Source organism: Streptomyces sp. NPDC092296, assembly GCF_044755465.1.
Classification (GTDB): Bacteria; Actinomycetota; Actinomycetes; order Streptomycetales; family Streptomycetaceae; genus Peterkaempfera.
This window is the reverse complement of sequence record NZ_JBIVRB010000001.1, coordinates 397,845-412,658: the sequence shown is the minus strand read 5'-3', so window position 1 is coordinate 412,658 and position 14,814 is coordinate 397,845. Positions and strand designations below refer to the sequence as shown.

15 protein-coding genes and 1 pseudogene are annotated in these 14,814 nt (G+C 71.8%); 6 read left to right on the top strand and 10 right to left on the bottom strand.

Annotated elements, in window-relative coordinates; all coding sequences use genetic code 11:
• Positions 1-17: 17 nt before the first annotated feature.
• The 4 genes from ACIQGZ_RS01880 to ACIQGZ_RS01865 are packed head-to-tail and all read left to right on the top strand — an operon-like array spanning position 18 to position 3,637.
• Positions 18-932 carry a TauD/TfdA family dioxygenase gene (locus tag ACIQGZ_RS01880; RefSeq protein ID WP_402598701.1) on the top strand — a complete coding sequence of 305 codons (915 nt, stop codon included), beginning with the start codon at positions 18-20 and terminating at the stop codon, positions 930-932.
• Between the two features lie 2 nt (positions 933-934).
• On the top strand, positions 935-1,264 hold the full coding sequence (locus ACIQGZ_RS01875; protein ID WP_402598700.1) for a darcynin family protein: 330 nt from the start codon (positions 935-937) through the stop codon (positions 1,262-1,264).
• Entirely contained in the window at positions 1,251-2,243 is a 993-nt protein-coding gene (locus ACIQGZ_RS01870) for a hypothetical protein (protein ID WP_402598699.1), read from the top strand. The genes ACIQGZ_RS01875 and ACIQGZ_RS01870 overlap by 14 nt, the downstream gene beginning before the upstream one ends.
• Positions 2,240-3,637, top strand: coding sequence for an MFS transporter (locus ACIQGZ_RS01865; RefSeq protein ID WP_402598698.1), 1,398 nt, complete (start codon positions 2,240-2,242; stop codon positions 3,635-3,637). The genes ACIQGZ_RS01870 and ACIQGZ_RS01865 overlap by 4 nt, the downstream gene beginning before the upstream one ends.
• Before the next feature lie 166 nt (positions 3,638-3,803).
• Here ACIQGZ_RS01865 and ACIQGZ_RS01860 read toward each other — a convergent pair whose 3' ends face one another.
• Entirely contained in the window at positions 3,804-4,148 is a 345-nt protein-coding gene (locus ACIQGZ_RS01860) for a transposase (RefSeq protein WP_402599944.1), read from the bottom strand.
• Between the two features lie 572 nt (positions 4,149-4,720).
• On the opposite strand from ACIQGZ_RS01860, the gene ACIQGZ_RS01855 reads away from it, so the two are divergent.
• Complete coding sequence (locus tag ACIQGZ_RS01855) at positions 4,721-5,443, top strand: FadR/GntR family transcriptional regulator (protein ID WP_402598697.1); 723 nt, start codon at positions 4,721-4,723, stop codon at positions 5,441-5,443.
• Positions 5,444-5,563: 120 nt separating this feature from the next.
• On the top strand, positions 5,564-6,871 hold the full coding sequence (locus ACIQGZ_RS01850) for a CynX/NimT family MFS transporter (RefSeq protein WP_402598696.1): 1,308 nt from the start codon (positions 5,564-5,566) through the stop codon (positions 6,869-6,871).
• A gap of 19 nt (positions 6,872-6,890) precedes the next feature.
• On the opposite strand, the gene ACIQGZ_RS01845 is transcribed toward ACIQGZ_RS01850, so the two are convergent.
• The 9 genes and pseudogenes from ACIQGZ_RS01845 to ACIQGZ_RS01805 all read right to left on the bottom strand — a co-directional run.
• Entirely contained in the window at positions 6,891-7,607 is a 717-nt protein-coding gene (locus tag ACIQGZ_RS01845; protein WP_402598695.1) for an ABC transporter permease, read from the bottom strand.
• A gap of 22 nt (positions 7,608-7,629) precedes the next feature.
• On the bottom strand, positions 7,630-8,547 hold the full coding sequence (locus ACIQGZ_RS01840) for an ABC transporter ATP-binding protein (RefSeq protein WP_402598693.1): 918 nt from the start codon (positions 8,545-8,547) through the stop codon (positions 7,630-7,632).
• 18 nt (positions 8,548-8,565) lie between these two features.
• Positions 8,566-9,474: an ABC transporter permease gene (locus ACIQGZ_RS01835; RefSeq protein ID WP_402598691.1), complete on the bottom strand. Its 909-nt coding sequence runs from the start codon at positions 9,472-9,474 to the stop codon at positions 8,566-8,568.
• The gene (locus ACIQGZ_RS01830; RefSeq protein ID WP_402598689.1) at positions 9,458-10,492 is read right to left on the bottom strand and encodes an ABC transporter ATP-binding protein; all 1,035 of its coding nucleotides are present in this window, start codon (positions 10,490-10,492) and stop codon (positions 9,458-9,460) included. The genes ACIQGZ_RS01835 and ACIQGZ_RS01830 overlap by 17 nt, the downstream gene beginning before the upstream one ends.
• Positions 10,493-10,632: 140 nt before the next feature.
• Entirely contained in the window at positions 10,633-11,439 is an 807-nt protein-coding gene (locus ACIQGZ_RS01825) for a hypothetical protein (RefSeq protein WP_402598687.1), read from the bottom strand.
• Positions 11,436-12,230, bottom strand: a complete 795-nt coding sequence (locus tag ACIQGZ_RS01820; protein WP_402598686.1) for a hypothetical protein — start codon at positions 12,228-12,230, stop codon at positions 11,436-11,438. Before ACIQGZ_RS01820 ends, ACIQGZ_RS01825 begins: the two co-directional genes overlap by 4 nt.
• Entirely contained in the window at positions 12,227-13,057 is an 831-nt protein-coding gene (locus ACIQGZ_RS01815; protein ID WP_402598684.1) for a hypothetical protein, read from the bottom strand. The genes ACIQGZ_RS01820 and ACIQGZ_RS01815 overlap by 4 nt, the downstream gene beginning before the upstream one ends.
• Positions 13,058-13,104: 47 nt before the next feature.
• Positions 13,105-13,914 carry a hypothetical protein gene (locus ACIQGZ_RS01810; RefSeq protein ID WP_402598683.1) on the bottom strand — a complete coding sequence of 270 codons (810 nt, stop codon included), beginning with the start codon at positions 13,912-13,914 and terminating at the stop codon, positions 13,105-13,107.
• A 197-nt stretch (positions 13,915-14,111) separates the two neighbouring features.
• Positions 14,112-14,792: pseudogene (locus ACIQGZ_RS01805) on the bottom strand (LLM class flavin-dependent oxidoreductase); the annotation flags it as partial.
• Between the last annotated feature and the right edge of the window lie 22 nt (positions 14,793-14,814).

Below are 14,814 nucleotides of genomic sequence, written 5' to 3'. Positions count from 1 at the left end.
TTCCTTGGGGGAACGAAATGAGCTCTGCAGCACAGAACAACCTGCGCCTGGTCACCATCGGCGACGGTGACGCGATGATGGTCACCCCGCCCGGTGAGGGTGCCGACTTCGCCTCCCTCTTCGACGCGGGTATCGACACGCTCCTGGCCGACTCGGGGCACCTCCTCATCCGCGGGTTCCGACCCTCCGTCGAGGACTTCAACGAACTCGTCCAGCGCTACAGCTCGCGCACCACCCTGGATCCGGCACGGGTCTTCCACGGCTCCGCGGCACAGAAGGTCGACTCCGGGCAGGACCCGATCGGCCTGCACCTGGAGAACGGGGGCACGCCCTACGCCCCCGAGCTCCTGTGGTTCCACTGCGTCAAGGCCGCCGCGTCCGGCTCGCAGACCACGGTCTGCGACGGCTACCGCGTCTGGGACGCGCTGTCCGATCAGGCCAAGGATGCCTTCTCGGCTCAGCCGATCCGCTATGCCAGAACCGTTCCGGCCGCGCTGTGGCGGCGCCTGGCGTCCTTCCTCACCGCAGATGGACGCGGACCCGAGGAGGTCACCGTCGCGGACCTGTACGCCACCGCCAACCCGGGGTCGAAGGTCGAGTTCACCGAGCACCCGGACGGCAGCCTGCACTACGACTACCAGGTCTACGCCGCGCACCCGACTAAGTGGTCAACCCGCACAGCTTGGGCCAACAGCCTGCTCGGCCCGTCCTTCAACTATGAGACCCCGGATATCCGGTTCGCGGATGGCTCAGCGATACCGGCCGACATCATCGCCGAATACGTCTCGGTGACCGAGGCGGTGACCGAGGAGATCCAGTGGGAGGACGGCGACATCGTCCTGATCGACAACTCCCGGGTCATGCACGGCCGACGTGCGATCACCGACCCAGACCGCACCATTCTCAACTCCCAGAGCTTTGCGAGGAACTGACCATGAAGTTCGCCATCATCGTCCGCTACGAGTTCGATGCTTCCTGGCTGCGTCTGAGCCGGGAGGAGCGCACCGCGAACGAGGAAGTCTTCCAGAAGGAGATCGTCGGACCGTTCATCGACAGGCTGTCGGTGCGCCACTTCGACGCGGAGGCGTTCTCCACCGCCTACTCGGACTTCCTGCTGATCGAGACCGACGACCTGAAGGCGTACTACTTCTTCATCGAGAAGCTCCGCGATAGCGACTTCATCGCCCGCGGCTGGGTGCGCCTCCACGACATCACCATCGGCATCCCGGACGGCTACAAGGAGTACGAAAATGGCCAGGCTTGAGACGTTCGCGGACATCGCCGACGCCGTCCGCGCCGAGCTGGACTCGGTGACGAGCCTGGCGCATGTGAACACCTTCCACCCCAACGCCTTCGACTGGTCCCAGGCCTCCACCCCCAACGAGCTGGCCTACCTTTCCACCGTCGCCTACGGCGAGCCGGGCCACGAACTGCAGGCCGTGGCCTACATCACCAAGGAACTAGCTCAGCTCGCCGAGATCGAGCGGCACGTCAGCACCGTGATGGCCCTGATCATGGGTGAGCTGCACGACCTCCGCGACTCAATCAACACCGGGCACGAGCTTCACAACGCGCTCTCGTGCTTCGCCGCCGAGGAGATCCAGCACGCCAACACGTTCTACCGGTACGTGCGCGCCCTGACTGGCATCGAACCACGTGTCCACAAGGCCCTGTTCGACGAGCGGCTTGAGGTCTTCCGTACCGACGACCACCCCTACGTCAAGCTGGTCGCGCTGTGCTGCTCGGCCTATGTGGGCGAATCGGTGATCACGATCTTCGAGCACCGCACCGACAACCTCGACCCGCGACGCGCCCACTTCTTCACCCGCCTGCTGCACACCCACGGCCTGGACGAGGCTCGCCACGTGCAGATCGACCACGTGGCGATGAAGATGATCTACCCGGCTCTCACCGAAGCACAACAGACCCGGGTCCGGGAGCTCCTCGCCCAGATCGAGGACCTGAACCGCCGCCTCGCCCAGTACTTCCAGGAGGCCATGACGCAGGCCCTGGCCGTCGACTTCATCACTGCCAACCCCTCGGCCGCTGTCCAGCTGGAGATCACCAAGACCTTCTCCCAGCGGATCTTCTCGGACAACGGCACGCTGCACACCGTCGACGAGATCCTGGATGCGGAGCTGCGCGAGCTCATCGCTGGCTTCGCCGGCGTCAGCCGCGTTCACGGCACGAACACCCAGCTCCTGTCCGCTGCAGTCCCGAGTGTGGGTGGGAGCGCCCAGTGACGGCGCCAGCAGTCGGCACGAGACACGCCGCCCGAGAGGGATCACCCTCGCAGACACGCACAGCCACGAGCAGACTCGCCATCGCCGCTGCCGTCCTTGCCCTCCTCCTCGCCGCCATGGACGCCACCGTCATGGGCACCGTACTGCCCAGTGTGCTCAAGGATGTAGCAAGCGGGTCGGGCGGCGGATACGCCTGGTTGGTCTCCGGGTTCATGCTCGCCCAGGTCGCCGGGACGCCGCTGGCCGGTTGGGCTGCGGACCGGATCGACGACCGCCTGCTCGCGGCGGGCGCGACCATTGCCTTCCTGGCCGCCTCGGCCGCAGCCGGATTCGCCGACTCGTTCGGCGTCCTGGTGGCGGCGCGGGTCCTACACGGACTGGCCGCCGGAGCGATCGTCGTCTCCAGCTACGTCATCGTGGGCCGACTGCTCGGCCCCCAGCGCCGAGCCGCCGCACAGGGCATGCTGAGCATGGTCTGGGGGATCGCCGCCGTGCTGGGTCCGGTGGTCGGAGCCGCTATCACCAGCGCGTTGGGCTGGCGCTGGGTGTTCTTCGTGAACATTCCCTTGTGCCTCCTGGTCCTTACTGCCGTGCTCATCGCCCTGCCGAAGCGCACCCAGGCCACCAACGCCCGGCAGCCCTCCCACCGATTCCCCTCGGCCGAGTACGCGCTGGTCACCGGAGGCGCCGCCCTCCTACTGATCAGCCTGCAAGGCTCTTCCCTGGGAATCGGACCGTTCGGCTCGGGGGCCGCAGCAGTCGTTGGCCTGACAGCGCTAGTTCTCCTACGCCGCTTCGGCAACTCCCTGGTTCCCCGCCAGGTCTACAGCAGGACACCGTCCGCAGGCGCGGCGCTCGCGACCATCGGGGCCTGCGTGGTGATGTACGCCACGGTGACGGTGCTGCCGGTCCGACTCGCCGAGCTCGGCGCATCCACCACGAAGATCGCGGTCATTGTCGGGCTCGCGGCGATCGGCTGGGTCGCAGGCAGCGCGGTAACCGGCAGTGTCGTGGCCAAGCGTGGGTACCGGCTGCCCATGGTGATCGGCTCGGTAGCGCTGGCTGTCAGCACCGTCTTCAGCGCGACCGGAGAGCTCCCCTGGCTGGCCGGAGCCACCGTCGGCCTCGGCACCGGCGCAGTCACTGCGGCAACACTCGCGCTGATCCAGGACCAGGCTCCCGCCGAGCAGCTCGGCGTGGCGACGGCTGCGGCGACCATGCTTCGCAATGTCGGAGCCGCAGTGGGCGTCAACAGCATCGCCGCCCTGTCGGCCGTGCTGGCCACTTCCTCACACGCAGGGAACAGGGCCTTTTGGGCTCTGACGATCGTTGTCGCATTGACCGTCCTCGTCCCGGCACTGTTGGCGCCGCGACGACGCACGCTGACGAAATAACCCCAAGGCACGACGTCAGGGCTGCGGCCGGGTCATCTGGCCGCAGCCCTGACATGCGCTGACCTGCTGCTGGCATTGGCCAGGCTCGCCTGCGGGTACCGCCCGTAGTACCGCCCAGCCGCTGAGCCCAACACCGTCCTGCCCTCCCTCCACGAGGTCTCAATGACTAGGTGTATCGAACCGCAGGGTTGTTGACGCAGGTGTTCGGTGCGTGGTCTCCGAGTGCGGTGTGGCATCGGTGATGGTTGGATGCGTAGGTCGGCAGGAAGACCAGCTCGAGGTCGTTCGCGGCCGCCCGCACGCGGACGTTCGCGTGCTTGTGCGGTGAGAAGTTGTCCAGCACGACGTACGGCTTCCCGCCGGGCCGGCGGGCACGCAGGGACTTGAGCGGGGCCAGGAACTCGCGCCGGCGTTTGCGGGGCCCGATGCGGTAGTACATCTTGCCGGTGGCCAGGTCGAGGGCGGCGAGCATGTGCATCACGCCGTCGTAGCGGTTGTAGGTGGCTCGCAGCCGGCGTGGTGAACGCAGTCGGCGCTGACCTGCATCAACGAGGTGATGTCCGGCACCGACTGGCCCTGTGCGGACATCATCACCACGATCGCCCGCCGCAGCCTCACCGGATCCTTCGCGGTCCGGCTGATCCGCTGCAGCCGACGCCCCTCCTCCATGCTCGTGGAGGGCGCCAGGCCCACGACCGGCCGATGCGAGCCGGGCCGTGCTTGCGCTCCCGGCTCAGAGCGCGGACCCGGGCCTCGGGCCAGGGCCGGGGTGCGGTGGGCGGGTGGTGTGCGGGCGGCTGGAGCGGTCGTGCAGGCCGGCCCGATCGGACACGCTCGACCGACAGCCGTCTGCCGTGAACGGTCAGCCGAGCCTTACGGAGGGACACAAGACCCCCGTGCGGTGCAGCCTTGGTCGTCGACAACCCTCGTGGTCGATACACCCTGGTTCGAGGGCGGGTTGCGGGTTGGTGGGGGGCTGGGCGCGTGGGCTGGGCCTCGCGGCCCTGGTGGGGTTGCTGGTGGGGGCGGTGGTGGGGCAGTTGTAGGATGACCGGGCAGTGGGATGAGTGGAGGTGGGCGGCGATGGGTGGGGGACTGCAGGCGGCGGGGCGTCGCTCGCTGGTCGACGCCGCGATCGAGCAGTTGCGGGGGCAGCTGGCCGACGGCTCCTGGCAGGTCGGTGACCGTATCCCGACCGAACATGAGCTGGCCGAGCGATTGCAGGTGGGCCGGAACACGGTGCGGGAGGCGGTCCGGGTGCTGGTGCACGCCGGGATGCTGGTCTCCCGGCAGGGCGAGGGCACCTTCGTACGGTCCACCAGCGATCCCGCGTCGGTGCTGCGCGGCGTGCAGCGCTCGGGGGTGCGCGACGTGCTGGAGGTGCGGCTCGCGCTGGAGGTGGAGGCCGCCCGGCTGGCCGCCCGTCGGCACACCCCGGAGGATGTCGTCCGGATGCGGGACGCGCTGGCGGCGGAGGCCGCCGTGATGTCGGCGCACCCGGAGCGGTCCGGGCGGGGCGCGACGGTCGAACACGACCTGGAGTTCCACACGGCCCTGGTGGAGGCGGCGCACAATCCGGCGCTGGCCGAGGTGTACCGCTATTTCGGCGCCTCGGTGCGCGAGGCGATGCGGACGACCTTCGGCGACCATGAGATGCCCGAGATGACCGTGCAGTCCCACGCCGCCCTGGTGGACGCGGTCGAGAGCGGCGACCCCGAGCGGGCCGAGGCCGCCTGCCGGGCCCTGCTGGCGGAGCCCACGGCGGCCGTGGAGCAGCTGCTCGCGGAGAACGCGGCGCGCGAGTAGCGGTCCGCTCGCCCCTTCGCCGTACCCCCCGCCTTCCGTCACCCCGTCTTTCCGTGTCCCCGCCGGGCCCCCGTGCGCTCCGGTGCGCCGTACACGAACCGAGAGGAGCCGTGCCCACCCATGCCCGTCACCGATTCCCCCCAGCCGTACTCCCGGCCGACGCAGCCGCACCCGCAGCCGGCCGGGGCAGCCGCCGTGGCAGTCCCGGGTCGGGCGGTGTCGCTGGGCCGGTTGGCCGGTCCCGGGCTGCTGCTGGCCGGGATCGTGCTGGTGGCGCTGAACATGCGCGCCAGCCTGGCGGCGGTCTCCCCGATGGTGGCCGAGGTGCAGCGGACCTTCGGGCTGTCCTCGACGGCGAGCGGGCTGATCACCGCCGTGCCGGTGCTCTTCCAGGGCGCGGGGGCGCCGCTGACGCCCCGGCTGGTCCGGCGGCACGGCACCGAGCGGGTGGTGCTGGGCGCGGTGCTGCTGCTGGCGGCCGGGGTGCTGCTGCGGGTGCTGCCGTCGGTGACGGCGCTGTACGCGGGCTGCGTGGTGATCGGCGTGTCGATCGCGGTGCTCAATGTGGCGATGCCGGGGCTGATCAAGCGTGAGTTCCCGGACCGGGCCGCCGCGATGACCGGTGTCTACTCCACGGCGATGCTGGTGGGCGCCACGCTGGCGGCGGCGGTGTCGGTGCCGCTGGAGCACGCCCTGGGCGGCTGGCGGGCGTCGCTGGGCTTCTGGTCGGTGCTGGCGCTGGTGGCGGCGGTCGGCTGGCTGCCGCAGCTGCTGCGCCGCCGGGCGATGGCGACGGACCCACGTACGGGAACGGGGACGGGTACGGGAGCGGCGGCCGTGGCCGGGCCGGCGGTGCGGGTGTGGCGGTCCCGGCTGGCCTGGCAGATCAGCGTCTTCATGGGCATCTCGTCGCTGCTGGTCTACTCGCTGGTCGCCTGGATGCCGACGATCCTGGCCGACTCGGGCCTCGACCGGGGTGAGGCCGGGCTGGTCTTCGCCTTCAGCAACCTGGTGCAGGTGGCGGGCGCGTTCGCGGTGCCGCTGGTGGCGGGCCGGATGCGTGACCAGCGCGGGCTGGCCGTGGCGATGGCGCTGCTGAACGGGGCCGGGATCGCCGGGCTGCTGCTGGCCCCGGCGTCCGGCGCGTGGGTGTGGGCGGTGGTGCTGGGCGTGGCGCAGGGCGGCTCGCTGGGCCTGGGCCTCTCGTTCATCGTGCTGCGGGCGGGCGGCGCCCAGGTGGCCGCGCAGCTGTCCGGGATGACGCAGACCTTCGGCTATCTGGTGGCCGCCGCCGGGCCGGTGACGGCCGGTGCGCTGCACCAGGCGACGGGTGGCTGGCGGCTGCCGCTGGGGCTGATGCTGGCGCTGTGCGCGGTGGCCGCGGTGGCCGGCTTCGGGGCCGGCCGGGACCGGGTGCTCGGCGGCTGAGCCCCGGCCCGCCGGCGGCCTACTCCTCGCCGGCCAGCGTGAACCCCGCCAGCCGTACCGCCGCGACTCCCGTGGCCGCCAGCGTGACCAGCACCAGCAGCGGCACGGCGACCGGCAGCGAGACATCGGCGGTGATCGCGCCCGGGTCGGCGACGGTCCGGGCGAGGGAGAGGCCCCACTGCTGGATGGAGAGGGTGCGGGCGCCGGATACGAAGTTGCCGATCAGGCTCTCCCAGATCAGCGAGTACATCAGGCCGGCCACCACCGCGTGCCGGGTGACCACGCCGAGCAGCAGGAAGACGGCGCTGTACGCGGCTCCGGCGACCAGCGCGCCCAGGCCGTACCCGAGGGCCAGGCCGTCGGTGCCCCCGTACAGGACCAGCCCGGCCAGGTAGGTGGGCAGGGCGCCGAAGACGGTGGTGCAGCCGATGGCGACCACCAGCTTGGTGACGATGATCTTCCAGCGCGGCTGCGGCTTGGCCAGCAGGTAGACGATGGAGCCGTCGTCGATCTCGGTGGCGATGGCGCCGGTGCCGGCGATCAGGCCGAGCAGCGGCACCAGGGTGCCCAGGGCGAGGGTGCCGAGTACCTGCACGGCGATGTCGTGGTCCCGCCCGTTGGCGGTGCGCACCAGCACCGCGAGGAGCAGCAGCAGCGCGGGTACGACCAGCAGCAGGACGCCGCGGCGGCGGCCCAGCAGGCCGCGTACGGTCAGCCTGGCGACGGTCGGGTTCACGGTGGGGCCTTTCTGCGGGGGTTCAGGAGGCGACGAGGTAGGAGAAGACGCTCTCCAGCGACTCGTCGGCCGGGGCGACGGTGTACAGCCGGACGCCGGCCTCCCGGGCGACGCGCGGCAGCAGCCGGGTGAAGCGGTGGAAGTCGATCGCCTGGACGCGCAGTGCCTTCTCCTGCCAGTCGAGCTCGATGCCGGCGGTGGAGGGGTCGGCGATCAGGGCGGCGGCCAGCGCGCGGTCGTCGCTGGAGCGGACCAGGTAGCGGTGCGGGCGGTCGGTCATCAGCCTGCGGATGCGGCGGAAGTCGCCGGAGGCGGCGTGCCGGCCGGCGACCACCACCTCGATGTGCCGGGCGAGCTGCTCGACCTCCTCCAGGATGTGCGAGGAGAACAGCACGGTGCGGCCGTCGGCGCCGAACCGGCGCAGCAGCTCCATCAGGTGCAGGCGCTGGCGGGGGTCCATGCCGTTGAACGGTTCGTCGAGCAGCAGCACCGAGGGGTCGTGGACCAGCGCGGAGGCCATCTTGACCCGCTGCTTCATGCCCTTGGAGTAGGTGCCGGTCTTCCGGTCCTGGGCGTGCTGCATCTCCACGGTGGCCAGGGCGCGGGTGGCGGCGGCGCCGGGGTCGGGCAGGCCGTGCAGTTCGGCGTTGGCGAGGACGAACTGCCAGCCGGTGAGGAAGTCGTACATCGACTCCCGCTCCGGGACGAGGCCGATCTGCCGGTAGGTCCGCTGGTTGCGCCAGATGGGTTCGCCGTCGAGGGTGACCGTGCCGGCGGAGGGCGCCAGGAAGCCGCTCATCATGTGGATGAGGGTGGACTTGCCGGCGCCGTTGGGGCCGAGCAGGCCGGTGACGCCGGGGCCGATCCGCATGGAGATGTCGTTCACGGCGACGACGTTCCCGAACCAGCGGGAGACGCCGTCGATGCTGATGGTGGCCATGGCTTGGCTGACTCCCTGTCAGAACTTCCGGTAGCGCCGCAGCAGCAGCGCGTACGCGGCGGCGATGATGACGAGGAACTCGGCGAGGAAGACCACGCCCGCCCCGGTGCTGGGCGGCCAGCTGGGGCCGCCGCCGTGCGGCAGCCGGAACAGCCAGGTGGACAGGGAGTCGACCAGGGTGGACGGGGAGAACATCCCGGCCCAGTTGGCGGTGGACGGGTCGGCGCGGCCGGACTCGTGCAGCACCGCCCAGCCGATGCCGGCCACCGTGGTGCTGATCACCAGCACGCCGATGATCGCGGCGACGCCGAAGCCGCGCCGGGGGGTGGCGGCGGCGATGGCCAGGCCGATGGCGGCGAGGATCAGCGAGTACAGCAGCGCGGCGCCCAGGCCGTAGAGGGCGTGCAGGGTGTTGTGGCCGAACGGCATCCCGCAGAGCAGCGCGCCCGCGTACAGCACCAGCACCGGCAGCGCGGTGAGGATCAGCAGCGCGACGGTCATCGCGGCGAACTTGGCCCGTACGTAGTCGGTGCGGGTCAGCGGCCGGGAGAAGTACAGCGGCACGGTCATGAACCGCAGGTCGCGGGAGAGCGCCACCGGTGCCTGGGCGGCGACGAAGATGCCGAACAGGGTGCCGGTGTCGGTGAGGTAGCCGGTGTACTCCACCGGCAGTTGCTCGCTCTTGGCGAACACCGCCACGGCGACGATGATCACCGCCGGTACGCACACCGCGCCGACCAGCAGCATCGGCAGCACCTTGGACTTCGCGGAGCGGCCGAGGCCGTACGCGGAGCGCAGGCTCTGCACGAACAGCGAGCGGGTGGCGTAGCTCCGGCCCAGGCGCGGGCCGCTGTAGTTGCGGTAGCCGATGTTGTGGATCACCCCGGTCCGAGGGGGTGCGGTCGTGGCCTCAGGCGGCACCGGCATCTGCGGGCCCCCCTTCCTGCGGATCGGGGCCGGCCGGCGTGGCGGCGGCGGAGCTGTCGTCGCTGAAGACCTCCACCACCCGGTGGCGGCGCTGCTCCATCCGCACCAGGCCGAGGCCGAGGTCGGCGACGGTGTCGCGGACGGTGTCGTAGGTGTCGTCGTCCTTGATCTGCACCAGCAGGATGCGGCCGCCCAGCTCGCTGCCGGCCGCGCCCGCGCCGTCGGTGCCCACGGTGAGGCCGGCGGCGGTGAGCCGGTCGCGTAGCACCTGGTCCGGGTCGGACCCGAGGTGCCGGTCGGTGTACTCCTCGTCGGCGGTCACCTCGATGGCCAGCACCTGGGTGGCCTCGGTGAACGACGCGGTGGAGGAGGAGCGCAGCAGCGCGCCGCCGTCGATGACGACCAGGTGGTCGCAGGTGCGCTCCAGCTCGCCGAGCAGGTGCGAGGTGACCAGCACCGAGATGCCGAAGTCGCTGTGGATGCGGCGGATCAGGGCGAGCATGTCGTCGCGGCCGACCGGGTCGAGGCCGTTGGTGGGCTCGTCGAGCAGCACCAGTTGCGGGTCGTGGACCAGCGCCTGGGCGAGCTTGACCCGCTGCTTCATGCCGGTGGAGTAGCCGCCGATCGGCCGGTAGCGCTCCTCGTACAGCCCCACGTGGCGCAGGGTGTCGGCGGTGCGCTCCCGGGCGGCGGCGGCCGGCAGCCCCGACATCCGCGCCATGTGGACGACGAACTCGGTGGCCGAGACGTCCGGCGGCAGGCAGTCGTGCTCCGGCATGTAGCCGACCCGCTCGCGGATGGCCGGCCCGTCGGTGGCGACGTCCAGGCCGAGGACGCGGGCGGTGCCGGAGCTGGCGGGGGCCAGTCCGAGCAGGATCTTGATCAGGGTGGATTTGCCCGCGCCGTTGGACCCGACCAGGCCGACGACGCCGGGGGCCACATCGACGGTGAGCCGGTCGAGCGCGGTGACGCGGGGGTACCTCTTGGTGAGGCTGTCCGTGGTGATGACTGACGACACCCTGTGAACCTAGCGCCTGCCGCCCGGTCCTGACATGCACTCGAAAGCCGATCACCTCTGCTCCTTGAGAGGTACACGGCGGGGGTCGTCCCCTAGGGGACGGTCGGGGACGCCCCCGTACGCTCAGCCGGGCGGCACCCTCAGCCGAGCAGCCCGGCCTGGAGCGACACCACCTGCCGGAACGCGGCGTCGGGCACCCCCTCGGGGTTGGTCATCACCACGGTCGCCACCAGGTCGCCCGCCCGCAGCCGCAGCGTCCGGGCGACATCGCGCCGCACCCCGTCGACCGTCTGCCGCCGCACCGAGGAGGTGCCGCTGACCCCGGACGGGAACGCCACGTCGAAGGCGCTGGCCGCCACCTGGTCCGGCACGGCCTTCAGCGTGGCGTCCGGCAGCACGGTGTACAGCTCGCGTGCCTCCGGTTCGGAGCCGAAGCCCACCAACCGGATCTCGGTACGGGTGCCGTCGGACGCCGTCCAGACCCGCCCGGTGCCCCGGCGGCAGGCGCTCTCGGTCAGCGACCGCCGGATCGCCGCGCTGTCCGTGAACTGCTCCGCGAAGGGCGCGCAGCCCGCCGCCGAGGTGGCGGCGGGCGCCGGGGCGACGGTGCCGGTGGCCTCCTGCGGGGCGGGCAGCAGCAGTCCCCGCAGGTCGGCGTAGTGGATGCCGGAGTTGCCGACGGCGGACGGCGCGGGCTTCCCGGCGGGCAGCGGCGGCAGGGTCGGCTGCGGGAAGGTGTAGCGGCCGTCGGCGGGGGTGCGCAGTCCGGGCAGGTCGGTGCGGTCCGGCGCGGCGACGGCGAACGCGGCCGCCGTACCGGACAGGCCCAGCAGCAGTACGGCGGCGCCCCAGCGCAGCACGGTGCGCAGCCGGGGGCGGCGGCGCCCGGGGGACGGCGCGGCCGGGGGTGCGGTGAGGGTGTCGGCGGTGGCCTGCTGGTCCGTCATACGGCTGCTCCCGGGCGTGCCAGGCGGTCGAGCTGCGCCTTGAGCAGCGCCACGGCCTTGTCCTTGTCCAGTGGTGCGGTGCCGGTCACCGCCATGGTGACCAGCAGGTCCCCCTCGGCGGCGAAGCACGTCATGTAGTCGATCTGGGCGGACGGCTCCAGCGGCGGCAGTATGCAGCGGGTGTCCCGGTGCCCGGGGACGGCCGGGCCCTGCCGGAAGGCGCCGAGGCCGTCGACCAGGGCGGTGCTGAGTGCGGTCCTCGCGGTCGCGGCCTGCTGGTTGAGCTGGCTGAGCTGCATCTCGGCCATGAACTCGCCGCTGTCCGCTCGGTAGGTCCGTAGTCCGCCGGCCCGCACGTGCAGGGAGTTCCAGGTGTCCTCGACCTCCTTGCGGTGCTTGTCGGGCACGCCCTTGAGCTGCTGCCGGAGCCGGTCGTGGAGCTGGGCGCCGACCAGTTCGGTGTCATTGCCGAGATCGCCTTCATCGGGGCCGAGGTTGTAGTCGTCGGGGACGGGGAGCAGCTGGTCGCGCAGTGAGCCGAAGTGGTTGCCGTTGGACCTGGCGCCCCAGCTGGGGCTGGGAGCGGCGGTGACCGGGGCGGTGGTGGGTGCGGCGGTGGCGGTGTCGTCCCGGTAGCGGGTGTGCAGCAGCACCTCACCGATGCCGACCCCGGCGACGGCGGCGGCCAGGACGGCGGCGAGCGGCCGCCAGGCACGCCGACGGCGGCGGCGCCTGGGGGGTGCGGCGGGGGGAGCGGTGGGGGGTGCGGGCGGGGTGGTGTAGTCGGTCACAGCCGCTCCCACTGGCGCTGGGCGAGGTCGAGGACCCGGTTGATGTCGACCTTCCTCGGTGAGTGCACGTCGATGCGCATCTCCACATTGCCGCGCCGGGCCACGGCGAGCCCGAGGTAGTAGCGGTCCTTGGACTCGGCGTACGTCTCGGTGGTGTTGCTCACGAGCGCGACGCCGGTGGCCGTGCCGGGGATGGGCCTGCTGGTGCAGGTGTCGTCGTCGCAGGCGGCCAGCTGGACGTCGGCGGCGGGCTGGGAGGCCCCGTCCGGGCCGAACTGGATCAGGCGGACCCGGAAGTCGGTGTCGCCCTCCAGCCAGCTGACGGTGGCGGCGCGGCGGAAGTCGTCGGCGAGCAGTTTGATGAACATGCCCCGGGCGTTGCTCCACATCAGGGCCATCTCGTCGATGGGCATCCAGCCGTCCACACCGGGCATGAAGTCCCAGTCCTTGGCGCCCTTGGGCTTGCTGATCAGCAGTTTGCGCAGGTCACCGTCGATCTTCAGCGGCTCGACGGCTGCGGCGGCGGCCGCCTTGGCGTCCAGCGGCCGGTCCGGGTAGGCGGGCCAGGGCACCGCCAGCGGCGGCAGCGGGGTCGGCGGGCGCCGGGCCTGGACGGCGTAGCCGACCGCGCCGCCGCCGAGGACGCCGAGCAGCAGGGCGGCGGTCAGCAGTACGCCGGTCCGGGGGCGGGGGCGGCGCGGGGCGGCGGGCTCGGGTTCGGCTGCGGGCGGTGGGGGTGCCTCCCGGCTGCCGGGGGTGAAGGGCTGCCAGGGGTCGAAGCCCGGTGCCGGGTCGGGGGCGGGCCGCTCCGGGCCGTCGCTGGTCAAGGGGTGCTCCACGGGAGTTCGAGGGGTGGCGGCGTACGTGCCGTGGCTCAGTGGCCGGTACGCAGCCGCTGCTGCTGGCGCTTGATCAGGCCGGTGAGGACGGACTTGTCCGGAACGCCCTTGACATCGACGCTGATCTCGACCTCCACGTCGCCCTGGTGGAAGAGGCCGATCAGCGATCCGGTGCCGCCCGGCTGCTCGGGCTTGAAGAGGAAGCCACGGGCGCCGTCGACCCCGGGCACCGAGAAGGGGGTGCCGTGCATCGACATGCCGGTCACAAACCAGTTCGCCTTGGTGGCGTTGCCGAACCGGATCAGCCGGGAGGTGACCTCGGCGCTGCCGTCCTGGGTGCGGTAGGTGCGGTAGGCGGCGGAGTGGAAGTCGTAGTCGTCCAGGATGCGCTTGGTCTCGCTGGTGTTGCCAAAGCCCTTGGCCACCGTTTCGAGCGACATCCGGGTACCGGCCGGGTCGCCGTAGACCTCCGCGTCCTCCGGTACGGGGAGCAGGAAGAACCGCAGGTCACCGGTGTGGGCATCGCCGGAGACCCGGCCGGTCACCGTGGGGTGCGGGGTGGGGCTCGCCGTCGGCGGGGGCGGTGCGGCGGTGGTCACGGACGGCTCGGCCGTGGGCGGCGGCGAGGGGGTGGCGGGCGTCGCGGCGGCGGCCTGCGGCTGCGCCGCCGGCCGGGCGGGGCGGCCGACCGCGACCGTCACGGTGGCGGCGGTGGCGGTGACGGCCAGCAGTCCGGCGGTGGCCAGGGTCACGCTCAGGGCGCGGGGCAGTCGGCGCGCCGGCCGGGCCCGGGGTTGGGGCGGTATGGGCGGCGGGGCCGCCTCGTCGGATTCGGGCGGGTGCACGACTCTCCCCCGGCAGATGCGGATCGGTACTCGTCCAGGCCGGTCCGCCTGTCACCCAGCTGGTGCCCGAACGCAGTTGAGCTGCGATTATGCCGACTACCCCGGGCCCTTACAACGCGTTTATGCCTGACGTGTCCGCAACTGTGCGAATACTGACGCACGATTCGTTACCGGACCCGGCCCGCCCAGCGCCCGGGTCAGCCCAGCTGAGCCAGGCCCTCGGTGGCGATCCGCTCGAAGAGGGCCTGATCGGTCTCGAAGACCGAACCGGGCACCGGCCAGTGGACGACGATCTCGGTGACGCCCAACTCGCGGTAGCGGCCGGCGTAGTCCACGAAGGCGTCCAGGGAGTCCAGCGGACGCTCCTGGGTCGAGCCGTGCAACAGCACCTTCTCCAGCTCGCCCGGGTCGCGGCCCACCGCAGCGCAGGCGTCGGCGAGCCTGGCCAGCTGCCCGGCGATCACCCCCGGGCAGTCCTGCACCGGCACGTCCCCCGGCCCGGCCGGATCGCCGTAGCTGACCCAGCCCTGCCCGTACTCCGCCGCCAGCCGCAGCCCGCGCGGCCCGGTCGCGGCCACATGGAACGGCACCCGGGGCCGCTGCACACAGCCCGGGATGTTCCGCGCCTCGACCGCCGTGTAGTAGCGGCCGTGCTCGGTGGTCGAGTCCTGGGTGAGCAGCTTGTCCAGCAGCGGCAGAAACTCCCCGAACCGGTCCGCCCGCTCCCTCGGCGTCCACGCCTGCTGCCCCAGCGCCGTCGCGTCGAACCCGGTACCGCCGACCCCGATGCCCACCGTCACCCGGCCACCGGACACGTCGTCCAGCGTCAGCAACTCCTTGGCCAGCGTGACCGGATGCCGGAAGTTCGGCGAGGCCATTCCGTTTTCATACGAACGGTCC